Here is a 24,125-nt window from a genome sequence, read left to right on the forward strand (position 1 = left end):
ATCTCTCAGAGTGTGCGGAGCATGAATTCGAAACGCGGATTGCGAAGCGCCATCCGGCAGCGCAACAGGCGCCATTGCGCATATTTCAGGAATTCGATACCGCCGCGCGGCGAAACCCTGTCCATCAGCATGCCCCACATGCCCCAGAAGAGATCGTCGGCAATGGCGTAAAGGCGGCAGCGGTTGAGCGATGTTTGGCGAAATTGTCCCTCGAAGATTTCGAGCGCCGGCTGCATTTCGCTGTCGAACTGGAAGGCCTCGTTGAGCAGGATGCCGATGTCGTAGAACGGATCGACATTGCGGGCCTCGTCGAAATCGACCAGTTGCACTCTGCCATCCGGCGCGATCATGATGTTGGAGGCAAGGCCGTCGGCATGGGCTGGTTTTTCATCGAAGCCGGTGGCGATGATCGCCGCTTCGATATCGCCGACGCATTCGCGCATCCACCATCCGTCTGCGGCGACCTCTGCGATGGCTGCATCGGCAAGCGCTTTCTCGACGACGCGGATACGGTCGAACACCGTCCACGTTTCGCCAAGCGGCGTGCCGCCGTGCAGGGTGCTCTTGGCGGCGATGACACTTTCCAGAACATCGCGCTTGCGCAGGTCGTCCATCCTGGCGGTATGCCAGGTTTCCGGCAGGCGGTCGAAAACGACGGCGGACATTTCCGGGCTGTGCCAAAGGGGCGCCGGCGTCAGGCCGAGGGTTGAAGCCTGACGCGCGGCGGTAACGGACCTGTCCAGATCGATGAAATCCGACTGGTCCGCATGGAGAATTTTCAGGAAATAGGTGGCGGGCGCATCTCCCCTGGCAACGAACCAGTTCTGGCTGTCGACGGCGCGGTGCGTCGGCGAGGCGACGCCCGCAATGCCCAGCGCATAACGCATATCGGCGTTTGCCCAGCCCGGAACGGCCCGGATGGCGGCTTCCGCCGCCTTCTCATCCACCGTGGATGCTTGCCCGAGTGCCTTCATCATCCCACTCCTTCAGTCCGTGGTTTTCAGGATGTTGCCGTCGAGGCAGAATTTCCACAGCATGGCGCTGAGGATTTCCGCGCCCAGCAACCGGTCTTCCGGCGTGGTAAATTCCGTCGGGTGGTGGATGACGCCGCCCACACTCGGCACGGCGATGACGACTGCCGGGGAAACGGCCGTCGTGCTGACCGCATCATGTCCGCCGATCGTGTCAAGCAACAGTGTTTCGAGGCCGAATTCGGCCGCGGTATCCTGGGCCAGGGCAACCAGCCCTTCATCCATGTTCCCGGCGCGGCGGCGGTCGATCGAGCGGACCTCGAAGCCGACATCCGCTTTCTTGGCGCAGAGGTCAGCCTTCTCGTTGAGCTGTGCTTCCGCCCGGGCAAGCACATCGGGCTTGGCGGAGCGCAGTTCGATGAACATCACCGCCTCGCCGGGCACCACATTGGGGGAATTCGGATAGACCTCGAGACGGCCGCAGGACGTGTGCAGGTCGATCCCGGCCTGATCGGCAAAGCCCTTCAACTCGGCGATCAGGTAAGCCGCGGCGAGAAGCGCGTCGTGGCGCTCGGCCATCGGCGTCGGGCCGGTGTGCGCCTGGCGGCCGATGAAGGCGAGCCGGTATTTAACGTTGCCCCAGAAACGGTTGAAGACGGCAAAGCGCATGCCTTTCTTTTCCAGCTCGGCGGAACCCTCGATATGCAGCTCGATCAGCGCATCGGGAATAACGGGGCCGAAGGTGCCCGCATAACCAATGTCATCAAGAGCCTGCCTGACGGAAATGCCGTCGCCATCCTTGCGGGCGAGCGCGAAATCGAGTGTCAGTTCGCCGGCGTTGACGCCGCTGCCGAGAAGGCTCGGCTGGAAGCGGGCGCCTTCCTCGTTGGTCCAGTTGACGATGCAGAAATTGACCTTTGGGACGATGCCGGTCCTCGCAACGTGTTTGCGAATGGCGTCGATGGCCGCGCAGGCGGCAATCACGCCATAGGCGCCATCGAAACGGCCGCCGTTCGGCTGGCTGTCGAGGTGCGACCCGCTCATGACCAGAGGCGCATCCGGCCCGGCCCAGTCGAGGAAGCCGTACATGTTGCCCATGGGATCGGTCTCGAGACGCAGGCCCGAATTCTTCAGCCAGTTCGCCAGCCAGTCGCGTGCCGCCTTGTCTTCCCGTGACAAGGTCAGCCGCGTCATCGCACCACCCGGCCCGCCGCCAAAGACGGAGACTTCCTCCATCATCCGGTGCAGGGCTTCGGCATCGACCTCAGGCAGGGATGCCGGCTCGTTGCGGGTTTCAAGCATAAATCACCTTCACTTGCGCCTCCTCAAGCTTTTCAAGGAAATCTGCCCGCGGAGGCGCGTCGGTAATGAGCAGATCAACGTCACGAAAATTATAGGTGCAGAAATTGCCCTGGCGGCCGAACTTGCTGCTGTCGGCGAGCATTACGACCTGCTTGGCATGGCGGCGCAACGCCCGGCGCACCAGCGCCTCGTCCTCGCCGAGGTCCATGAAACCGAGATTGACATCGACCGTCACCGCGCTGACGAAGGCGATATCGAAGAGATGTTCGCGGATCACGTTGAGCGTATCGGTGCCGAGAAACGCCCGGTAGCTCGGCCGTAGAACGCCGCCGACGGCGACCACGTTATTGGATTCCACCCCCGACAAGGTCTGGATGATATCAAGCGAGTTGGTGTAGATGTTGATCAGCGGCCGATCGACAAGATAGCGCGACAGCGCCAGCATCGTCGTGCCGCTGTCGAGGAAGATCTTGGAATGGTCGCGCAGCTCCCTGGCAGCGAGGGTTGCGATTTTTGCCTTTTCACGGGCATTGACGCGCATGCGTTGCGAGATCGGCTGGTCGGCATCCCGACGCGGCGTCACGCCGCCGCCATAGATGCAGCGCAGGTGCCCTTCCATCTCCAGCTGCTTCAGGTCGCGGCGCACGGTTTCCGGGCTGACGGAAAACTCCGCTGCCAGTTCCTTGACCGTGACCCGGCCATGCTTGGCCAGTTCTTCGAGAATGTGTTGCAGACGTGCCTGGGGATGGTCGGTCATGAGGGCTTTCCCGGTCACAAGCCCATGGGCAAGTCTGTCGAGCAGGCGTGTCCCGCCGCAGTTGCTGTTTCTTTCATCCTCTGATCCCCCCGGGTTTCGATGCAATTTGCGGTTTCAAGCTGCGGCATGGGAAAGCGTGTTTTCCACCAAAAAGCAAGCAGCCAGATCCTTGTTGCCGCGGGCGGTCAGGACCGGGCTTTGCTTGTGACAGCGGCCGAATGCGTTCGGGCAGCGGCTGGCGAAACTGCAACCGGGCGGCAGGTCGATCGGGCTTGGCGGCTCTCCTTCCAGCAGACACTCTTCCGGCTTGTAGCGGCGCTCCTCCAGCGTCGGCACGGCGCTGAGCAAGGCCTTGGTGTAGGGATGGCCTGGATCGAAGAACAGCCGGCTGTTGTCGGCGATCTCGACGACTTCGCCGAGATACATGACGGCAACGCGGTTGCAGACACGCCGTACCATCGCGAGGTCGTGGGAAATGTAGACATAGGTCAGGCCGTGTTGGGCCTGCAACTGCTCGAACAGCTTCAGCAATTTGAACTGCTCGGTCTGGTCGAGCGACGACAGCGTCTCGTCCATGATCAACACCTTCGGCTCCAGCACCATGGCGCGGGCGACGTTGACGCGCTGGCGCTGGCCGGCACTCAAACCCAGCGGAAGCTCATCGTAGAGCGTACCGGACAGGCCGACCTCACGCATCACGGAGAGCACGCGGTCACGCAACTCCGCGCCCCTGACGATGCCGTGCGTCTTCAGCGGCTCCTCGATGATGGCGCCGATGGCGGTGCGTGGCGGCAGCGAATTGAAGGGATCCTGCAGCACCAGCTGAAAATCGCGCCGGAACTTCAAAAGTCCCTTGCCGGCAAGCCTGGTGATATCCTGCCCGTCGCAGAGGACCTGGCCGCTATCGGGCCGTTCCAGCCGGCTGAGCAGACGCATGAGAGTGGACTTGCCGCAGCCGGATTCGCCGACGATACCGAAGTTCTCGCCCGGAAAGACGTCGAAGGTGACGTTGCGCACGGCGCGCACGGTGCTGTAGCTGGCAAAGGTGCCGCGCTTGCGCACCCGGTAGGACCGGGTGGCATCGCGAATGCTGATGATCGGCTCGCGGGTCTCAGCCGGCAGGTCTATGGTAACAGCTTCGCTCGTCCAGATCTTCGGGATCTGGCTGATCAGTTCGCGGGTATAGGGATGCTCCGGCGTCTCGACGAGCGCCTTCGTTGCCTGCCGCTCCACGACCCTGCCTTCGGCCAGAACCAGGATCTGATCGGCGGCGTCACTCACCAGCGGCAACGACGAGGATATGAAGACGATCGCCGTGTCGAAACGGGTCGTCAACTCCCGCATCAGGCGCAGCACCTGGGCAGCGACCGTAACATCAAGCGGCTGGGTGACATTATCGGCGACGAGGAAAGCCGGATTGCTGACCAGCGCATCGACGATCAGGGCGCGCTGCATCATGCCGCCGCTGAATTGCGATGGATATTCGTGGTAGCGCATCTGCGGCGAGGGGATGCGCACCGCGCCAAGCAGATCGATGACCCGCTTCCTGGCTTCCTCATGCGCAATCTCCGGTGCGACCGCGCGCAGTTTCTCGACGATCTGCTGGCCGACCGGCAGGGTCGGATCGAGCGCCCCGGCCGGATTGGCGCCGACATAGGCGATCTCGCGGCGCAGCATGCGCAGCTTTTGTGCCGGCAAATCGAGGATGTTTTGGGATTTGTAGACCACCGATCCGGAGGTAACCTTTAGTGGCGGATCGATCCAGTTGACCAGTGCACGCGAGAGCACGGTCTTGCCGGCGCCGCTCGCCCCGATGATGCCGAGAATTTCGCGCGGGGCCAGATCGAAGCCGATGTCGGAAATGATCGGACGTATGCCGCCGCCCGTTTCCAGGCCGACGCTCAGATCGCGAACCTTCAGAAGCGGTGTGCCAGTCACGATTTGCCTCCATAGATACGATTGCGAGCCCGTTCGAGCGATGCGCCCATCAGGTTGATGCTGGTCAGGCACAGGCACAGGAACACGCCCGGCATGGTGGCGATCCACCAGGCATTGAGCAGATACTTGCGGCCGTCGGCGATGATGTTGCCGAAGGTCGGCGTCGGTGGTTGAACGCCCAGCCCGATGAAGCCGAGGATGGATTCGAAGATCATCATCCGGGCGACATCGAGCACCGACACGAAGATGATCGGCGGCAGCACCAGCGGCGCCAGCAGGCGCACCATGATGCGGAAATCCGATGCACCATAGATTTCGGCGGCGCGCACATACTCCCGCTTGCGCTCGGTCATCACGACGCTGCGGGTGACGCGGGCATAGACCGGCCAGCTCGACAGGCCGAGGACGAGGATGATCGCCGGGATCGTCGGACGCGAGACGCCAAGCACGGTGATGGCCAGAATGATCATCGGGATCGACAGCTGGGCATCGGTCAGGCGCATGATCACCATGTCGACGCGGCCGCCATAGTAGCCGGCGATCGTGCCGAGCGAACAGCCGATGATCAGCATGACGAGAACGGTGGAAAGCCCGATCAGCAACGAGTAACGCAGGCCCACAAGGCTGCGCACCAGCATGTCGCGGCCGATCTGGTCGGTGCCGAGCGGCGCCGTCCAGCTCCATTTTTCGCCCATGAACGGCGGCGCATGCAAGCGCGTGGCGACACTCATCTTCGTGGGATCGATACCGCTCAATTCCGGATAAAGCAGGGCCGCCAGAACCAGCACGATGAAAATGGCAGCGCCGACACGAAATTCGTTGGAGGCAAGGGCAACCCGCCAGATACGCCGCGCCACCGAAGCGCCGCGTTGCGTTGCCGGAACCGGGACTGCCGGGATGTCTGTCTCTGTCACGCTCATCAATATTCCAACCTTGGATCGATCATGGTGGCAATCAGGTCGACTGCGATGTTGATGAAGACGAAGATCGCGCTGGTGACGATGGCGATCCCCTGGATCAGCGGGAAGTCACGCTGCAACACGGCGTTGATGGTCAAAAGTCCGAGACCCGGATAATCGAAGATGAATTCGACGACGAGGACGCCGCCCAGCAGGCCGCTGATCTGGATGCCGATCAGGTTGAGCAGCGGAACGGACGCATTGCGCAGCGCATGGGCGACGATGATGCGGCTGCGGCTCAGGCCGCGTACGTTTCCAACGGCAATGAAGGGCTCCATCATCACGGTGGCCACGGATCCAGTCAGGGTGCGGATCAGTACCGGCGCCAGTTCGACGGCCAGAACGATCGCTGGCAGGATGGTATAGGCAAAGCCGGCATAACCAATGGCCGGCAGCCAGCCGAGTTTGACCGACAAAAGCATGGCAAGGACGATGCCGAGCCAGAAATTCGGCAACGATATGAAGATCGAGGAAATGTAGAAGGCCACGCGATCCGGCCATCGTCCGGGCGCCAGTCCGCCGGGAATGCCGACCAGAAAGGAGAAGACCAAGGCGAAGAATATTGCCAGGCCGCCGAGTTGCAGCGTCATCGGCAGGGTGTCACCGATCAGGGTCAGCACTTCGGCGCGTTCGCCGCGGGTGGAATCGCCGAAACTGGAACCGCCTGTGGAAGCACCGCTTGCAGGCCGCACGAAGGATTGTCCGAGATCGCCCCTGACGACGCCGCTCATGTAGCGGCCAAACTGAACCAGTATGGGATCGCGCAGGCCCATGTCCTTGGCGATCTGCTCGATCAGCGCTTCAGGCGCCATGCCGCCGGCCATCAGCCGGACCGGATCGCCGGGAACCACACGCAGCAGCGTGAAGATCAGCAGCGTCACCAGAAAGACGATCAATGCGCCTTGCGCCAGCCGTCGAACCAGAAAACTGAGAATGAACATGTCATATCCTGGCAGCAATCGGAGCGAACCGTCCTGAGCGGTGACGGTCGCGGTCGTTTGTTGACATCATGAGCGAAACGAAAACCTCCGCGGCACCGGCCCTCCAGCGCCGCGGAAAACGCAAGCTAGCATCAGCTGAATGCGGCCTTCGAGGCGTCCATGGATCCGTCAGGATAGATGAAGAGACCGGCCAGCGACTTGTCCATCGCGTGGATCATCACCGAAGTGAACAGTGACAGGGCCGGCACCTTTTCGGCAAGCATGGGCATGGTTTCGGTCTGCAGGATTTTCTTGCGCTCATCGAGCGACGGGGCACTGCGCTCCTTGTCGAGTGTCGCGTCGAGTTCCTTGTCGACGATGCCGGTGATGCGCTTCGAGGTCGAATGGAAATGCGTGCGCAGCACGAGGTCGGGCTCGGGCGAACCGGTGGACCAGCCGCAATCGACCATATGGCCGGGGCCGCCGCCTGGACGGTCGTAGAGACGTTCGTTCCAGGCGGCGATTTCCAGAACGGAGAGCGACACCTGAAAACCCTGTTCCTGCAGCATGGCGGTGATGACCTCGCCGTATTCCTTGGTCTTCGGGTAGAAGCCGACGGAGGTGATGTATTCCAGCGGCGGCAGGCCCTCGCCCTTCGGGAAGCCGGCCTCGGCCAGCAGCGCCTGGCATTTTTCCGGGCTGTATTCCGGATAATTCGGCAGGTCGATATAGCCGAACTTCACCGGCGACACGTAATTGGACGAAGCATGGCCGGCCGAGCCCAGAATTTCGACGATCATCGAGCGGTCGATCGCGTGGCAGGCCGCCTTGCGGATGAGCGGGTTGTCGAACGGCGCCTTCGAGCAGCGGAACCAGAGATACTTGTTCTCGACCGAAACGACGCTGCTGATGGCGATCTTGTCGTTGCCCTGGAGCGAAGTCACCTGTTCCGGTTCCAGACGCTCGACGATCGAGGCCTGGCCGTTGAGCAGGGACAGCATGCGCGTCGTGCTGTCGCCGACGAAATTGAAGCTGATGCCAGGAATCTTCGGCGTACCGAGGAAATAATCAGGATAGGCTTCGAGGATCGTGGCATTCCCTTCCTGCTTGACGAATTTGAACGGGCCGGTGCCGTTCAGGCGCTGCGTCAGTGGGCCGGTCGGGCCACCGGCGACATCGGTCGCCGACATGATCGGCAGGTATGAGGCGAGGAAGATGAACAGATGGGCCGGATATCCGCCCTTGGAGGTATCGACGATGACCGTATAGTCGTCAGGGGTGGTGATAACAAGCGTCTCGGTCGGGCCGGGATAGAATTGGGCCGGGCGGTCCGGCCCGGAGCCGTATTCGAAGGTCGCCTTGACGTCTTCGGCCTTGAAGGGTTTGCCGTCGTGGAATTTGACGCCTTCGCGCAGCTTGATCTCGAGCTTGTTCGGATCGAGCAGCTTGATGCTGGTGGCCAGTTCATAGACCACTTCATCGGGCTTTTCGACAGTCATCGGCGTCCGCGTCAGGAAGCCCATGACGAAGCCTTCGATATTCTTCTGCGACAGCGTCGTGTGGCCGGTCGGGTCCCAGTTGCCCGTAATATTTTCCGCCGACAGGAACACCACCGTCTTGCCCGATTGGGCAAAGGCCGAGGAGAACAGAAAATCCGGGTTGATCTGCAGGAGACCGGCACCCGTGCCAGCCGCACCAAGCCCGGCGAGGAAATTGCGTCTGCTGATGTCATTCATAAGCTGCTTCCCTTTTTTGTGGTTTTGTGTGGCTTTCTTATTATTCCACGATATCGGGCATTTTTTCCTTTTTCAATGGGCTCTCGTAAATTAGAAAACCGCAATGCCATGTTCCCGTCGTAAGCCGGCTCCGACGATTTGTATTCTGTTGATTATAAGTGCAATTTCGAAAAGTTCGATCGATGCGGTGCCAGCTGAGATCTCAAGAATGGCGAATTTTTCAGCATTTATCTATTGTGCAGGCAGAATAAGCGGGTCAGATATTTTTATAAATATCACAAAATCACATTTTGACGCTTAAAAAATACGCAGGGAAAGGCAACGCGCAAATCTCGCCATCTCCACTGACAACAGCTGCTTCTTTTGCGCCCATTCCCACACGGCCCCCGCCAAGGCGCGTGGGAGGACGGAGGCGCAGCATGCCGAACTCCTTTCGGTCATCCGTTGAGCATTGCCGGTCTTGAAGGGATTCGAACCGCCGATCACATCCAATCCGCGCTGTTTGCGTTAGGCTGCTGGGGTTTATATGCGACCCGCCGGACTCCCACGTAAGGCAAACCACCACCGGGGTGTCTCAGTCGTGCGATAAGAACGCCTATGGCGCTGAGCCGAATACGAAAAGCCGCAGAAAGCGGCGAGAATCATCGTCAAAATCTCGGGACGCATTATGTTGCCTGCTTAGCCGTTTTGCTTGATCAACAGTTCGGTGGAGGTCATAACGCGTCCTGCGGCGACGGGACGCCGACGCGAATGGCCTGCGAAAAATTCGGCGAAACACCGTCCTCGTGCGCCCTGGCAGCGATGTGTGCGGCAGACCGCAGTTGCGACAAGGGAACCGAGATGTCCAGCGCGCCACGGTCATAGGCGTATTCCGGCAGGTATCCGTTGACGACGAGGCGCCAGTCCGTCGGCACGGCGTCGCCTGCGACGCGCATCATCTTGACGATCGTCGTCGTGCAGTTGGTCGTCAGCGAATTGTAGAAGGCGGGCGTGGCCGCGAGCGCGTTTGCGTCGGAGACGTACTCGCGCAGAAGAAGTCTCGCAGCCGCCGGCGTCGCCCTCAGGCGGTAGATCTGGACGTCCTCACCGCGAAAATTGGAGCGGAGACCGATCACATCTCTTTCATCTGCGGCGAGGATGACCAGAGGACTGTTTTTGAAGAGGTCCGCCAGCGGTGAGAACGAACCTCCGGAAAGGCGACGCACTTCGATAGACCACGCCAGATAGCGGCCATCGTCGAAGCCGAAGCTCATGATGACATGCGCGATGGTCGGACCTGCCCAGTACGACATGAACATGTCGACGCTCTTCAGCTTGTTCAGGTCGTAACTGCGCGTCGTCCATCGTTCCGTGAAGTCGGTGGCACTGCGCCACTCGAAATCGCGGACATTTGTCAGCGTCAACAGATCACCGTCGAATTCGCCGGTGACCTGACGAGCGACGTCCGGAGCCCACGCGCCATTTGCCGGCGGCTCGATCGTGCTCCACCAGACGAAGACAAGGACGAACGCGGCCGCAAACGCGAGGACCGCACGAAAGCGCCTCCTGCCGAAGAGCGCCACGATGACCCAGGCGCCAAAAAGCCCGAACAAGATGGCGCTGGCTTGCCTGCCGACCTCGGGCAATGGCAAGCGGTACCAAAGCGCGAGCGACGACCAGGCCGACGCAAGGGCGACAAGCAACACAAGCACTGCAATGACGATCGCACGGACCGGTCGAACCATTTTGCTTTTCCAAGCGCGTTTGAAGTGTCCGTCCTGATCGTGGACCCTATCGGTTTCTGGACTCGAAGCCCAGAAGCTATCCGAAGCGATGGGTCTCCGGATCCTCCATCTTGGTATGGCTTGCATTCCGCTGGCGTGACCGACGTTGCCAACAGGCGTGACAAGACCAGGTAATCCTCTGCGAAATCTTTCTTCTCCCTCCATAGCGTAGAGGACGAAGGGGAAGGCCCCCAACACGACGAATTATCGCAGCTACCTGTCTTCGATTTTTCAATGCGCGGCGCGGCGGCCATCAACTGTCCGACCCGATTTGTCTCCAGCCTTGGATCGAACCGGCACGCTGCTTTTCCTTGATTTTCCGAAAGAAAAGGAAGGCCACCATAATGAGGACGGGCCTGGCAGGCGTCACGCGACCCTGAGGGACGGGGTTGCGCGGCGGTCGAGGACGCCGCTCCAGATGGTCAGGAGCAGGGCGACGGCGACTAGGATTGCCCCAATCCAGGGGGTCGAAGCGAGACCCAGCGGCGATTCGACGACCAGGCCACCAAGCCATGCGCCGATGGCGATGCCGAGATTGAAGGCCGCGATGTTGAGCGCGGAGGCGACATCGACAGCGCCGGGACGGTGTTCCTTGGCCAGTTGCACGACATAGAGCTGCAGGCCCGGAACGTTGGCGAAGGACAGGAAGCCGAGCGCCGCCAGCGTGATCAGGGTCAGTACCGGCGAGACGGCGGTGAAGGAAAACACCAGCAGTACGATTGCCTGAGCCAGGAAGAGGCCGACCAGCGCCTTGACCGGGTTACGGTTGGCAATCTTGCCGCCGCCGATGTTGCCGGCCGCGATGGCGATGCCATAGAGCACGAGGATCAGGCTGACACTGGATTGGGAGAAGCCGGTAACGTCCTGAAGGATCGGCGCAAGAAAGGTAAAGGCGACGAAGGTGCCACCATAACCGAGCGCGGTCATGGCGAAGACGATGAGCAGGCGGCCAGAACCGAGCACGCGGACCTGATCGAGAATGCTTGCCGGCGGGGCCTTCTTCAGCGTGTTCGGCAAAAGGGCGGCGATAGCGACAAAGGCGATGACACCGAGAGCGGCAACGGCCCAGAACGTTGCACGCCAACCGTAGATCTGGCCGATATATGTGCCAAGCGGAACGCCGGTGACGATGGCGACGGTCAGGCCCATGAACATCATGGCGATAGCCGAGGCGCGGCGGTTTTCCGGCACGAGGTCGGCGGCGATCGTTGCGCCGACCGAAAAGAAGACGCCGTGAGCGAAGGCGGCAATCACGCGGGCAACGAGCAGCATCTCATAGCTGGGCGACAGCGCCGCAATGGTGTTGCCGATAACGAACAAGGTCATCAGGCCAAGCAGCAGCGGCTTTCGTTCGATCTTGCCGGTCAAGGCGGTGAGTATGGGCGCGCCGAAGGTGACGCCGAGCGCGTAGACGCTGACGATCAAACCGGCGAGCGGCAGGGTAATGTGCAGATCAGTGGCGACCGTCGGCAAAAGCCCGACAATCACGAACTCGGTGGTGCCGATCGCGTAGGCCGCGATCGTCAAGGCAAAAATGGCTAAGGGCATGACAAGTTCCTTTCCGCCCCACGGTTCGAGTGAGGGGTGCTGAGACAGCAGAGCTGCTGGTGAACGATTGCTGTGTTGCAATATGGGCGGAGAGAACTTGAATGATAATCGGGAGTATTGGATAAATACCTGTGAATTACTTTCATAGGCGAAAGACAATGGATAACCGAACAGGCGAAATGGAAGTCTTTGTAATAGCAGCCGAATTGCAGAGCTTTTCCGCCGCTGGACGGCGGCTCAAAATATCTCCGTCTGCCGTCAGCAAACTCGTGACGCGCATCGAAGATCGTCTCGGGACACGCCTGCTGGTGCGCTCGACCCGGACAATGACATTAACACCGGAGGGTGAAGTATATCTCTCTCGAGCGCGGCGTATCCTGACCGATATAACAGAGACAGAACAGATTGTGGCTGGCGGAGGCAAAATGATCCCGCGCGGACTGCTTCGCGTTAATGCGTCCGTGGGCTTTGGAGAACGACACCTCCTCGCACTCATACCTGCTTTTCTCGAACGTTATCCTGAAGTGCAGCTCGACATTTCGCTGACGGACGGCATCATTGGTCTGATTGAGGAACGCACAGATATAGCAATTCGATCTGGAGCAATGGATGACTCGTCCCTGAAGGCGCGCAAGCTTCTCGAAAGTCGACGGGTCATTGTTGCGTCCCCCGCCTATCTAGACGCAAAGGGCATACCGAAAACTCCACAGGACCTCGCCAACCACAACTGTTTCAGCTTCAATTTCCGGCGTTCCCTGAACGAATGGCCATTCCGGAACCCTGGGACGTCGGAGGTCTATCGCCTTCCCGTAACGGGTAATACCGCGGTCAACAGCGGCATGATCATGCGCCGACTTTGCCTTTCCGGCAGTGGATTGGGCAGGGTGGGCCAATTCCATGTTCAGCCGGATATCGACGCAGGGAAGCTGATCTCGTTGCTAGAGGAATACAATCCTCACGACATGGAACAGATTCATGCAGTGTTTGCTGGACATGAGCATCTTGCCGCTCGCATTCGCGCGTTCATCGACTTTCTGGCGGAGCACCTCAGTGACGAAGGAATATCGGAGCCGCTGCCGTGAAACCACCATCGAGCGGTTTTCTGACGGCTCGGAAACATCAGCCGGTAGCACTGAGGTAACGATGACGATCGCATCCGAAAGAGATGATGCGTGACTGGCTACTACAAAAACGCTTCAGATGCCCGATCAGAACCGATGAATGCGCAAGCCAAGTATCTTCTCACAAACGACCACCACGATGAGTGTCAAAATAATCGAGCAAGTCGAGACCGCTGCCGCCTCCGGCGTAAAATTGGTGCGCAGGTAATCGAACAACTGGATCGGCAGCGTCGATGTGCCGACATTCTTCAGCATGAAGGAAATGGTGAAGACGTCAAATGAGACGATGAAGGCGAACAGGCAGCCGCCGATGACACCGGGTTTGATCAGTGGCAGCATGATCCGCCGGAAACGGGTGAAACGGCCGGCCCCGAGACTTTGCGCCGCCAAGCTCCAGGACGGATCATAGCTTTCCATCGACGCCGAGACGTTGATGAATACGAAGGGCAGCGTGATCAGCACGTGGCCGAGGAGCAGACCAACGATCGTCTGCGTGCCGATACCGATCGAATAGACGAAAAACAGCAGCGAGATCGCAGTCAGGACTTCCGGCAACAGCAGCGGCGCCAGCATGGCGATCCGCACCGTGTCCTTGAACTTACCAGCATACTGCACATAGAACATCGCCGCCATCGTGCCGATGATGCCGGAGATTATCGTGGTCAGCGTCGCGATCCACAAGGAAGTGCGGATTGCCCGCATGAACACTTCGTTGTTGAAGAACACCAGATACCAGCGAAATGACAACCCCTGCGGTGGGAAGGTGAGGAAGGCGCCGGCATTGAACGACGCCCCGACGACGACCAAGATCGGCGCCAGGAGAAAGGCGTAGATGACCAGGCAGTAGACCGTGAGGAAGGGTTTCGACATGTCTTTTATGCCTTCCATTTCATGACGGTCAGCCGCCCGAAGATGACCACCACGATCGCGCCTGTGACCGACAACATCAGCGCCAGCGCGGAACCGAACGGCCATTGGAACGTGTCGATCAGGGCATCGACCACCGTCACCGCCATGGTTTTGACCCGAAGGCCGCCGATCAGCGAAGGCGTCACATAGGCACTTAGCGACAGCACGAATACCAGGATGCAGCCGGCCTGAATGCCGGGCAGCGACAACGGCAGTGTGATGCGCCGGAAGGCCTTGAACTTGGAGGCACCGAGCGAACGAGCGGCCGATTCCAGCGAGGGATCGATGCCCTGGATCGCGCTCATTATCGGCAGGATCATGAAGGGCAGGAATACATGCACCAGCGCAATGACGATTCCGAGGGCGTTGTACATCAGCGGCAGCGGCCCATCGATCAGGCCCCAGCCAGCCAGCGCCCGGTTGATAAGGCCGTTATTGCCGAGCAGGATCGTCCAGCCGTAGCTGCGAATCACGATGCCGACCAGAAGTGGTGAGAGCACCAGTCCGTAACCGAGGGAGCGGATCGCAGATGTGCCCCGTGCCAGCTGCCAGGCCACCGGATAGCCGAGAACCAGACAGGCAAACGTGGTGACGAAGCCGATCCACAGCGTGTTGACCATCTGGCTGATATAGAAGATGTCCGAGAAGAACTTGCTGTAATTGCCGGTGGTAAAGCCCGGCGCATAGGGCGTGCCCTGCCCAGGCACACGAAAGCTCATCACGATGATATTGAGATAGGGCAGCACGAGAAAGAAGCCGAGCAGGATCGCGGCGGGCGCGATCAACAGCAGCGGCCCCAACCGCTTTTTGGCGCCTGCGTTCATGCCGCGGATCCAAGCGGCCAGAAGCGGTCTGAAGGTGCACGCAACAGCACCTCCTCGCCATCGGCGAATCGTATCCGCGGAAACGTCTGGACGTTGACGACCGCGCCGTCCGCCAACTGCAGCCGGTAATCGACGAGGCTACCGGAATAATAGCTGGACAGAACTTTGGCGGGCACGCCCGCCCCCTTGGAGGATATCGGCAGCAGCTCGACCGCTTCCGGGCGCAGCGCCAAAACAAGTTCGGTATCGTCGGCATAGTCGTCGGCAACTTCGACCTCGCCGAACACGGTGGAGACCACCGTGCGGCCAGCGGCCTTGCTGACCTTGCCGCGGACGATATTCACCTGACCGACGAATTCCGCCACTTCCAGATTTGCCGGACGCTCGTAGATATCGGAGGGCGTTCCGATCTGGGCGATACGGCCGCTGAACATCACCACCACCCGGTCGGACATGGTCATGGCTTCTGCCTGGTCATGGGTGACGTAGACGGTGGTAATTCCGACGCGGCGCTGCAGATCGCGGATGAATATCCGCATCTCCTCGCGCAGCTTGGCATCGAGATTGGCGAGCGGTTCGTCGAGCAGCAGGATTTTAGGCTCGATGACGAGCGCACGCGCCAGCGCCACCCGCTGCTGCTGACCGCCGGAAAGCTGGCGCGGATATCGGTCGGCATAGCCGGCAAGCTGCACCATATCCAGCACGTCGGATATGCGGGCGCGGATCTCGCCCTTCGGTATCCTGCGCATTTCCAGCCCGAAGGCGAGATTCTTTTCCACAGTCATATGCGGGAAAAGCGCATAGTTCTGAAACACCATGCCGATATCGCGTTTCTCGACCGGCATATGCACGACATCGCGCCCGTCGAAGCGGATCGCTCCATGGGTCGCGTCCTCGAACCCGGCGATCATCTTCAATGTCGTCGTCTTGCCGCATCCGGACGGGCCGAGCAGCGAGATGAACTCACCCTCGGCAATCTTGATGGAAATGCCGTTGACTGCGAGACCCTGCCCGTAGTCCTTGGTCAGCTTTTCAATGCTAACCTCTGTCATGAATTGTCACTTTCCAATTGCCTGGAGCCAACGGTCCAAAGATCCTCCGCAAAAAACCGATCATGGCTCCGCCACAGGGGTGGGCCATGATCGCAGCGGGGGAAATCACTTTATGGTCTTCGCCCAGCGTTCGGCGAGCTCGCCTTGCTTTTCGTTGACGAAGTTCCAGTCCCAGGTGAGGATCTTGTCCATGTCGGCGCCGGAGACCGGCACGCTGGCCTTGAGATCAGCCGGCACCATGACCTTGGAATTGGTCGGCGAGATGAAGAACTGTCTCATCATCATCGTCTGCACGTCGGGCGACAGCAGGAAGTTGGCATACTGGTAGGCCAGTTCCTTCTCCGGGCCATTGGCAAGGATGTTGATGGTTTGGTCGAACATGAACATCCCTTCTTCCGGGACGATACAATCGACCGGCAGTCCCTGAGCCTTCAGGCGGGCAATTTCGCCGAAATCGAACGGTGCGACGACGATTTCGCCTGACGCGAGACCGGTGGAAAGGTTGAAGTCCACCTGGATGACCGAGCCAAGCTTTTCGAGCGCGGCAAAGCCGGCGTCGACATCATACTGGTCCTTGCCAAAAATCTTCGAAAACAGCAGCAACTCCATCTTGCCGGCGCTGTTGGCAAAATTGTAGAGGCCGATCTTGCCTTTGAATTCCGGGTTGGTCCAAAGATCCTTCCAACTTTTTGGCGGTGTCTTCACTAGGTCCGTGCGGTAGCCGATGCCGATCGGGGAAACGGCGCCGATCGCGCCCCAGCCGTCGGTCTTCTTGGCCAGCGGATAAAGGTCGGCATAATTCGACAGCTTCGTCAGGTCGAGCTTCTCGAAGAAACCTTCCTTGCGCAGCCCCGAGGCGAAGACCTCGTTGGTCATCACGATCGAATAGGGCGGCTTGGCAACGCCGGCGGCCCGCAGATTCGCCCCGAACACGCGGCCGTTTCCAACGTCCAGCGTCACGGCTGCCCCGCTCTGCTTGGTGAATTCCGGCGCCACCGTCGAGCGCCAGTACTGTTCCCATACCCCACCCAGCGTCGGCACGATCAGCGTCTTAGATTGTGCACGGGCCGGAAGTCCCATGAGACCGGCGGCAGCGAATGCTCCCATTCCGGCAAGCGTCTGCCGCCTTGTCAAATCCATCATTTTCCAGTTCCCCTTAGTTGCGATCCTTGATCGTTGTGCCGGCGGTTTTCCGCTTCTGCGCACGAGTCAGTCGACTTCAGTCACTCATCAGCCTTTCGAGAAAGCCTGTTTCGTCTTCAAGTCGATATATTCACCGTAGGTAATCGGCTCGTATTTCGCGCCGCTCTTTAAGAAAGGCGGCAGGCACTCGATCACCGTGTCCTTCGACGGGTTGAGGAAGAACGGGATCGACTGGCGGCGCGCCGTACCCTTGAAGCCGCTCGGCGGATTGGCGACCCGATGCGGGGTCGAGACCCACTCGTCGTTGCTCCAGCGCATAAACGCATCGGCGATGTTGATGACATAGGCACCCTCGATCGATGGCGCGTCAAGCCAGTCGCCATTGCGGTTGCGCACTTGCAAACCGCCTGCCGACGCTTCCGAGCGCAAGATGGTCATGAAGCCGTAATCGGTGTGGACGCCGGCGCGCATCTGGCCCGGCAGCGGTGCTTCGTCCTGTTCGGGATAGTTGATGACGCGCAGTGCCGAGAGGTGGTTCTCGAAGGACGGCTCGAAATAATCCTGGTCAAGCCCGATCGCCTGGCAGAAGATCCGGCGCATGTGCTTGGCCAGGATTTCCATTTCCTTGAAATAGTCGCGGAAGGCCTGCTCGATCCCTTCCGGCCTGTTGGGCCACGTATCGCCCGGCAGGTTCTGGCCGAAGTTCAGACTTTCCTTGTAGTCGCCGGGCGTCTTGATACCGAGCGTCGCGGCCAGCGCCTCTTCGGCGAGGGGCGAGAAGGCGACGCCGCCCATCACGCCCGTGCCGCGCCCTTGCGTCGTCTTCCAGTCTTGCGGGTAATCGAAAAAGGCTCGGGCGAGTTGATAGAGCCGCGAGGTGACGTCCAGCGAAACACCATGGCCGGTGACAAGGAAGAAGCCGGTGTCGCGACAGGCGGCCTCGATCGCCGTCACCACATCGGCGCTGCCCACCTCACTACGGATGAAAGGCCCCACATCGATGACGGGAATGCCGGCCCCGACACCGTTGGACGACCCGGTATTGGCGTTCGATACGGACATAAGCCTACCTCCAAACTCGACTGACAAACAGATGTTGACAAAAACATCTGTTGTTGTCCATATCAAAAATAACGAAACTTCAACCCAGTGAACTAGACAAGATGGATGACCTTGCCCCCCAGGAAGCGGCCGTCCTGGCAATCATTAAGGACAACCCTTTCGCAGGGCAGCAGGAAATCGCGTCGATGCTCGGCCTGGCCCGCTCGACCGTGGCTGCCCACATCGTCCAGCTGATGCAGAAGGGCTATATTCTCGGCCGCGGTTATGTGATGCCGGCCAGAACGCGGGCCGTTTGCATCGGTGGCGCCGTGCTCGACCACAAGTACCGCGCCAAGGAAGCACTTGTGTTCGAAACCTCCAACCCGGTGGATGGCATTCGCAGTCTCGGCGGCGTTGCCCGCAACGTTGCGGAAAACCTTGCACTGCTGGGTACCTCGACGAGCTTCGTCTCGATCGTCGGCGATGACGAAGGCGGAAGGGCGATCCTGAAGCATATGCGCGACCGCGGCATCGATGTGAGCCAGGTCGTCACCACCTCAGAACGCCCGACAGCCGAATATGCTGCGATCCTCGATCCACAGGGCGAACTTGTTCTCGGCATTGCCGACATGGGCATTTTCGACCTGCTTCTGCCGAACCATATCGAGCGGATTTGGCCGCATCTGGCCGCCGCCAGCTGGGTGTTTTCCGACTGTAACCCGCCCGCCGAAATGCTGGCAGCCCTGATCGCCAAGCGCCAGGGCGGCGCCCGCTTCAAGCTAGCGATCGACGCGGTCTCGACCCCCAAGGCTGCTCGCCTGCCGAAAAATCTGACCGGCATTGACCTCCTGTTCATGAATATCGACGAGGCGAATTCGATCCTGAAGCGCCAGGGCCACGAAACGATCGAGGATGCCCGCGAAGCCGCGCTTGCGCTGCAGGCAGCCGGCGCACGGGAAGCGATCGTCACCATGGCTGCACGTGGCATTGCAGTTGCCGGGATCGAAGGCGCCAAGACGTTTCCGGCGGTCACTGCCCGGCCGATCGACATTACCGGCGCGGGCGATGCCATGATTGCTGGTACGCTTCACAGCATTCTGAACGGCGAAAACACCTATGCCGCGGCTCGCACCGGCGCGCTGCTCGCCACGCTGACGACGGAAAGCACCGCCAGCGTCCACACCGAATTGTCCGAACGCTTCCTCGAAGCGAACATGCACCGGCTTGTCGGCTAACCTCGCCGGCTGAATCAAGGAATTGTCACAATGACCCTCATGAAGCCCCGACTGAGCCGCGAAATGGCCGAAGCCATTGCAGCCGGCAGCCCGGTCGTAGCGCTTGAATCCACCATCATCACCCATGGCATGCCTTATCCGGCCAACCTCGAAACGGCCCTGGGCGTGGAAACGGTGATCCGTGAAAACGGCGCCATTCCGGCCACGATCGCTGTCGTCAAGGGCGAACTGCGCGTTGGCCTTGAGCACGATGAGCTGGAAGAGCTGGCGCAGTCAAAGGGCATCGTGAAGGCCTCTGGCCGCGACCTGGCCGTCGCCATGATACGCGGTCAGTCGGCCGGCACGACGGTTTCGGCCACCATGCTGATGGCAGACCTCGCCGGCATCGACGTCTTTGCGACCGGCGGTGTCGGCGGCGTGCATCGCGGCGCCGAGCAGACCTTCGACATCTCCGCCGACCTGACGGAATTGGGCAGAACGAAAACCGCTGTCGTCTGCGCCGGCGTAAAATCGATCCTCGACATCGCCAAGACGCTCGAATATCTCGAAACTCAGCGAGTGCCGGTGATCGCCTACGGCACCGAGGATTTCCCGGCTTTCTTCACGCGCAGGAGCGGCTTCAAGGCCGACCATCGGCTCGACACGCCGGAAGAGATCGCCAAGGCGATGTGGTTGCACCATCAACTCGGCACGGGCACCGGCCTTTTGATCGCCAACCCGATCCCGGAAGCGTCAGCGCTGGCGCCAGACTTCATCGACGGCACGATTGCCGATGCGGTGCGCGATGCCGACGAGCGTGGCATCGACCGCAAGGAGCTGACCCCTTTCCTGCTCGCCCGCATCAACGAATTGACGAAGGGCGAAAGCCTCAAGGCCAATATTGAACTGGTGAAGAACAATGCCCGCCTCGCCGCCAGGATAGCGGTCGCCTATGCGCCGCTGAAGAAGGCCCGCAACTGACTATCAAACAGGGGAACTGCCATGAGCTACGAGACGATCCTTTACGAGAAGGATGCCAGCGACAAGTTCGCGACGATCACCATCAATCGCCCAGACAAGATGAATGCGATGAACAAGGTGGTGATCCGCGAGATCGATGCGGCCGTGGCTGCAGCCGTTGCAGATCCCGATATCAACGCGCTGGTCATCACCGGCGCCGGCCGCGCCTTCTCCTCCGGTTACGATCTGCAGGGCGGCGATTTCGACGTCGATATCGATTTTTGGCGCGAGGACATGTCGGAGAATGCCGAAGCGCTGCTTAACATCTGGCGCGCGCCGATTCCGGTCATCGCCTCGGTCAACGGCTATGCCCTGGCTGGCGCGCTGGAACTGATGATGTGCTGCGATCTGGCGATTGCCGCCGACAATGCCAAGTTCGGCGAACCGGAAGTGCGCCACAATTCCGGTCCTCCGGCGCTGATGATGCCTTGGTTGCTTGCCACTCGCGACGTCCGCTGGCTGATGTTCACCGGCGACATGGTGGATGCGCAAGAGGCGCTGCGCATGCATCTGATCAATAAGATCGTGCCCGCCGATCAGCTCAAGGAAAAAACCGAGAACCTGGCCCGTAAGCTGGCCCGTATGCCGCTGCCTGCGCTGAGATACACCAAGGCCTCGATCAATAACCAGCAGATGGTTGCCGGCCTGATGCCGTCCTTCCAGTACAATATCGAGGCGATCGCGGCCCTACACGTGACCAAGGCGGGTCGTGACTGGATGGCCAACCTCGCAAAGATGTCGCTGAAGGAATATCTCGCTTTCCGCGACAATCCGTTCAAGGGCCTCGACTGAGGTCCTGGCCATGCCCGCAAACACGATCGATGCCATGCGGGCTTTGATGGCGCCGCGCTCCGTCGCGGTCGTCGGTGCGACCGAGCGCGCCGACGCCTCCTCAAGCTACGTGATGAAGAACCTGATGCGCTTCGGGTACCAGGGAAAGATCATCCCTGTGCATCCTAAGGCGGAGGCAGTCTTCGGTTATCGCACTGCCCCTTCCCTGCGCGCACTCGACGCCGCCCCGGACGTTGCCGTGATCGGCATCGCCGCCGACAAGGTGATCGCAGCGCTGGAAGAGGCAGGCAGCACCGGCGTCAAAGCCGCCGTCGTTTTGGCCTCCGGTTTTGCCGAATTGGACGAAGCCGGCCGCGAACGCCAGCGACAACTGGTCGAGATCGCCGGGCGCTACGGCATGGCCATCTGCGGCCCCAATTGCCTTGGTCTTTTCAATCTCACATCAGGCGCGGCCCTTTATTCCTCCAGTCTTTCGGCCAATCTCCAGAAGGGCCGTTTTGCGATCCTCTCCCATTCTGGCGCCAGCGCCATCGCGCTCGGCAATACCGCCCGCTTCGGCCTCAGCCACATCGTCTCCTCCGGCAATAGCGCTGCAACCGACATTCCCGCCTATCTCGAATTTCTGGCAAGCGACGAAGACACCGGCACGGTCGGTATCGTCATCGAAGCCATCCGCGCGCCGGAGGAACTGGCAGCGGCCATGGAAAAAATGCACGCGGCCAACAAACCAGTCATTGCGCTGCGTGCTGGCCGCTCCAGCCGCGGCGCCCAGGCGACGGCTGCCCACACCGGCTCACTCGCTGGCAGCAACGATGCCTACCGCGCTTTCTTCCGCCGCACCGGCATCATAGAAGTGCCGGACATGGACGGCTTCATGGAAACGGCAACGCTATGCCTGACGTTGAAGACACGCCCGGTAAAACCCGGTGTCGCGATCGTCGGCGTATCCGGCGGTGGTGTCGCGCATGTCTCCGACATTGCCGATGAGGCCGGCCTTTCGATGCCGGACCTGCGGCCCGAGACGGTCGCGAAGATGAAGACACTGCTGCCGCCCTTCGCCACGCCTCAGAACCCGCTCGATACGACCGGCATCGTTTTTGCCGACGGCCAAATCTACCGCGACGTGCTGACCGCCCTGTCCGAAGATCCATCGATCGGGCTGATCGTCGCCTCGCAGGATGCCCCGGTCGGGTTAGACGACTTCTGCGCCTGCGAATATCTCGGCATCGCCCAGGCGGTGTCGGATTATGCCGAAGCGGGCAAGGCGCCGATCGTGTTCATGAGCAACCTCTCCTCAGGCCACCATCCGGCCGTCGAAGGGAAGCTGTCGAACGTGCCTGTCCTGCGCGGCACGAAAAACGCCTTGACCGCTATCAACAGTCTGATCGATCAGAACCGGCTTGTATCTTGGCCCGGAACCGCAACCTCCGACAGGAAATCCTTGCCTGCCGGTGCTTTGACCGAACGCCAAGCCAAGAACCTGCTGGCTGCGGAAGGCCTGCCTGTTCCGCAACAGCACCTCGTCACCAGCGCCGATGAAGCCGCCAGCGCGGCCGCAAAACTCAGCTTCCCGGTGGTGATGAAGATCGAGTCGCCGGATATCCAGCATAAGACCGAGGCCGGCGGCGTAAAACTCGGCATCGCCTCGGAACCGGAGGTTCGGCAAGCCTTCGATGCGATCATGGCAAGCGCCCGGGCCTACGCCCCGGATGCCGATCTGCGTGGCGTATCGGTGCAGGAAATGGTGACTGGCGGCGTGGAAGCGCTGGTCGGGCTTGTTCGCCACGAGCCCTTCGGTTTCGGCCTTGTCGTCGGCATCGGTGGCGTGCTGGTGGAACTGGTCAAGGATAGTGCCTTCGACCTTCTGCCTATCGATCTCGCCCGCGCCGACGCTATGATCGGCAAAACCAAGCTCGCTTCACTGCTGGAGGGCTATCGCGGCTCACCAAGGGCCGATCGCCAGGCGCTGGCAAAATTGCTGGTCAAGCTTTCGGATTTCGCCGCCCGTTATGGCGACGATATCGAGGCTGTCGACCTCAATCCGGTCGCCGTTCTGCCGGATGGCGAGGGCGTGCGCATTCTCGACGCGCTGATCATCGCGCGCGCGAAGACGTGACGAGCAGACCCGGCGCAGCTTCGACTGCCGTATCCGCGCGACCGAGCCAGGAGAGCCGTTCCGTCAGCAGCGCATAAAAGCCGTCGGCGTCGACGTCGCGCATGAACAGCGCATTTTTCGGCCGCCCCGAGACATCCCACCAGTCGGCGACGGTCATGCCCTTGGTGAGCTCGGACTCCGTCTCGATCTCCACATTGCAGAAACGACCGGAATAAAGTTCCGGCTTCAGGAGATAGGCGATCACGTTGGGATCGTGCAGCGGCCCACCGTCGCTTCCATATTTAGCGACGTCGAAGCGTTCGAAATAATGAAGCCATCCGACCACGGCATCGCTGAGCGGAGTTCCAAGAGCCTGGATTGCAGCGACACGTACCCGTGTCGTCAGCGTCTTGTGCGTGACGTCGAGCGGCATCATCACGATCGGCACGCCCGATCCGAAGACGACCGCTGCAGCCGGCGGATCGACGTAGATATTGAATTCGGCGGCGGGCGTAATGTTGCCGCCCTCGAACAGTCCGCCGCCCATCAGCACGAGCTGTTTGATCCGGCCGGCGATCTCCGGCGCCCGGGTCAGCGCCTTGCCGAAATTGGTAAGTGGCCCAAGCGTGCAGACGGTGACTGCGCCGGCCGGTTCGCTCTGCAGGGTGTCGATGATGAAATCGACGCCGTGCTGTTCCTGCATCGGCATGCTCGGTTCAGGAAGATCCGCGCCATCCATGCCGGTTGCGCCATGCACGTGCTCGGCGGTCACCAGCGGTCCGGTCATCGGCCGATCGCAGCCGGCAAACACCTTGATGTCTGGACGGCCGGCGAGTTCGCAGATCTTGCGGATGTTTCTGGACGTCAGCGACAGCGGCACATTGCCGGCAGCGCCAACGATGCCGAGAACGTCGATTTCCGGGCTCGCTAGGGCCAGGAGTATGGCCAGCGCATCGTCTTGCCCCGGATCCGTGTCGATGATGATCTTTTGTGCCATTTGGGGCTCACTCTCGGAAACAA

The 24,125-nt window shown here is 60.6% G+C and carries 21 protein-coding genes; 6 read left to right on the plus strand and 15 right to left on the minus strand.

Going from position 1 to position 24,125, the window contains the following annotated elements; genetic code table 11:
* Positions 1–5: 5 nt before the first annotated feature.
* The 7 genes from GR198_RS10890 to GR198_RS10920 form a co-directional block, all read right to left on the minus strand.
* Positions 6–974 (minus strand): phosphotransferase family protein, encoded by a 969-nt coding sequence (locus tag GR198_RS10890; protein WP_164068872.1) that lies wholly within the window; start codon positions 972–974, stop codon positions 6–8.
* A 12-nt stretch (positions 975–986) separates the two neighbouring features.
* Positions 987–2,273, minus strand: a complete 1,287-nt coding sequence (locus tag GR198_RS10895) for a Zn-dependent hydrolase (RefSeq protein ID WP_164068874.1) — start codon at positions 2,271–2,273, stop codon at positions 987–989.
* Entirely contained in the window at positions 2,266–3,030 is a 765-nt protein-coding gene (locus tag GR198_RS10900) for a DeoR/GlpR family DNA-binding transcription regulator (protein ID WP_029871543.1), read from the minus strand. Before GR198_RS10900 ends, GR198_RS10895 begins: the two co-directional genes overlap by 8 nt.
* Positions 3,031–3,144: 114 nt before the next feature.
* On the minus strand, positions 3,145–4,968 hold the full coding sequence (locus GR198_RS10905; RefSeq protein WP_164068875.1) for an ABC transporter ATP-binding protein: 1,824 nt from the start codon (positions 4,966–4,968) through the stop codon (positions 3,145–3,147).
* Positions 4,965–5,888 carry an ABC transporter permease gene (locus GR198_RS10910; RefSeq protein WP_029871545.1) on the minus strand — a complete coding sequence of 308 codons (924 nt, stop codon included), beginning with the start codon at positions 5,886–5,888 and terminating at the stop codon, positions 4,965–4,967. The genes GR198_RS10905 and GR198_RS10910 overlap by 4 nt, the downstream gene beginning before the upstream one ends.
* Positions 5,888–6,868, minus strand: coding sequence for an ABC transporter permease (locus GR198_RS10915; RefSeq protein WP_164026924.1), 981 nt, complete (start codon positions 6,866–6,868; stop codon positions 5,888–5,890). The genes GR198_RS10910 and GR198_RS10915 overlap by 1 nt, the downstream gene beginning before the upstream one ends.
* Positions 6,869–6,999: 131 nt before the next feature.
* Positions 7,000–8,583 (minus strand): ABC transporter substrate-binding protein, encoded by a 1,584-nt coding sequence (locus GR198_RS10920; protein ID WP_011648952.1) that lies wholly within the window; start codon positions 8,581–8,583, stop codon positions 7,000–7,002.
* Positions 8,584–8,887: 304 nt separating this feature from the next.
* Here GR198_RS10920 and GR198_RS36105 point away from each other — a divergent pair, with 304 nt between their 5' ends.
* On the plus strand, positions 8,888–9,031 hold the full coding sequence (locus GR198_RS36105; RefSeq protein ID WP_164026954.1) for a carboxymuconolactone decarboxylase family protein: 144 nt from the start codon (positions 8,888–8,890) through the stop codon (positions 9,029–9,031).
* 265 nt (positions 9,032–9,296) lie between these two features.
* Here the strand turns inward: GR198_RS36105 and GR198_RS10930 are convergent, their stop codons facing one another.
* Together GR198_RS10930 and GR198_RS10935 are read right to left on the minus strand one after the other, a co-directional pair.
* Positions 9,297–10,307 carry an Lnb N-terminal periplasmic domain-containing protein gene (locus GR198_RS10930; protein WP_164068876.1) on the minus strand — a complete coding sequence of 337 codons (1,011 nt, stop codon included), beginning with the start codon at positions 10,305–10,307 and terminating at the stop codon, positions 9,297–9,299.
* Between the two features lie 405 nt (positions 10,308–10,712).
* Complete coding sequence (locus GR198_RS10935; protein ID WP_164027122.1) at positions 10,713–11,894, minus strand: MFS transporter; 1,182 nt, start codon at positions 11,892–11,894, stop codon at positions 10,713–10,715.
* Between the two features lie 158 nt (positions 11,895–12,052).
* On the opposite strand from GR198_RS10935, the gene GR198_RS10940 reads away from it, so the two are divergent.
* Positions 12,053–12,976, plus strand: a complete 924-nt coding sequence (locus tag GR198_RS10940; protein ID WP_164068877.1) for a LysR substrate-binding domain-containing protein — start codon at positions 12,053–12,055, stop codon at positions 12,974–12,976.
* A 126-nt stretch (positions 12,977–13,102) separates the two neighbouring features.
* Here GR198_RS10940 and GR198_RS10945 read toward each other — a convergent pair whose 3' ends face one another.
* From GR198_RS10945 to GR198_RS10965, 5 genes are all read right to left on the minus strand, one after another.
* Positions 13,103–13,903, minus strand: coding sequence for an ABC transporter permease (locus tag GR198_RS10945; protein ID WP_011648956.1), 801 nt, complete (start codon positions 13,901–13,903; stop codon positions 13,103–13,105).
* Positions 13,891–14,748, minus strand: coding sequence for an ABC transporter permease (locus GR198_RS10950; protein ID WP_029871551.1), 858 nt, complete (start codon positions 14,746–14,748; stop codon positions 13,891–13,893). Before GR198_RS10950 ends, GR198_RS10945 begins: the two co-directional genes overlap by 13 nt.
* Positions 14,745–15,800 carry an ABC transporter ATP-binding protein gene (locus GR198_RS10955; protein WP_164068878.1) on the minus strand — a complete coding sequence of 352 codons (1,056 nt, stop codon included), beginning with the start codon at positions 15,798–15,800 and terminating at the stop codon, positions 14,745–14,747. Before GR198_RS10955 ends, GR198_RS10950 begins: the two co-directional genes overlap by 4 nt.
* Positions 15,801–15,905: 105 nt before the next feature.
* Positions 15,906–16,943 (minus strand): ABC transporter substrate-binding protein, encoded by a 1,038-nt coding sequence (locus tag GR198_RS10960; RefSeq protein ID WP_130853701.1) that lies wholly within the window; start codon positions 16,941–16,943, stop codon positions 15,906–15,908.
* 87 nt (positions 16,944–17,030) lie between these two features.
* Entirely contained in the window at positions 17,031–18,005 is a 975-nt protein-coding gene (locus GR198_RS10965) for an isopenicillin N synthase family dioxygenase (protein ID WP_164068879.1), read from the minus strand.
* A 101-nt stretch (positions 18,006–18,106) separates the two neighbouring features.
* Here GR198_RS10965 and GR198_RS10970 point away from each other — a divergent pair, with 101 nt between their 5' ends.
* From GR198_RS10970 to GR198_RS10985, 4 genes are read left to right on the plus strand one after another with little or no spacing between them, the layout of a single operon-like run.
* Positions 18,107–19,219, plus strand: a complete 1,113-nt coding sequence (locus GR198_RS10970; RefSeq protein WP_026237200.1) for a carbohydrate kinase — start codon at positions 18,107–18,109, stop codon at positions 19,217–19,219.
* 30 nt (positions 19,220–19,249) lie between these two features.
* The gene (locus tag GR198_RS10975; protein WP_011648962.1) at positions 19,250–20,179 is read left to right on the plus strand and encodes a pseudouridine-5'-phosphate glycosidase; all 930 of its coding nucleotides are present in this window, start codon (positions 19,250–19,252) and stop codon (positions 20,177–20,179) included.
* Between the two features lie 21 nt (positions 20,180–20,200).
* Positions 20,201–21,010 carry an enoyl-CoA hydratase/isomerase family protein gene (locus GR198_RS10980; protein ID WP_011648963.1) on the plus strand — a complete coding sequence of 270 codons (810 nt, stop codon included), beginning with the start codon at positions 20,201–20,203 and terminating at the stop codon, positions 21,008–21,010.
* A 10-nt stretch (positions 21,011–21,020) separates the two neighbouring features.
* A complete protein-coding gene (locus GR198_RS10985; RefSeq protein ID WP_164068880.1) occupies positions 21,021–23,126 on the plus strand; it encodes an acetate--CoA ligase family protein in 2,106 nt (701 codons plus the stop codon).
* Here the strand turns inward: GR198_RS10985 and GR198_RS10990 are convergent.
* Positions 23,104–24,102 carry a nucleoside hydrolase gene (locus GR198_RS10990; protein ID WP_164068882.1) on the minus strand — a complete coding sequence of 333 codons (999 nt, stop codon included), beginning with the start codon at positions 24,100–24,102 and terminating at the stop codon, positions 23,104–23,106. The two genes, GR198_RS10985 and GR198_RS10990, sit on opposite strands and share 23 nt — an antisense overlap.
* Positions 24,103–24,125: the final 23 nt, after the last annotated feature.

This window comes from Rhizobium leguminosarum (assembly GCF_010668065.1).
GTDB lineage: Bacteria > Pseudomonadota > Alphaproteobacteria > Rhizobiales > Rhizobiaceae > Rhizobium > Rhizobium leguminosarum_S.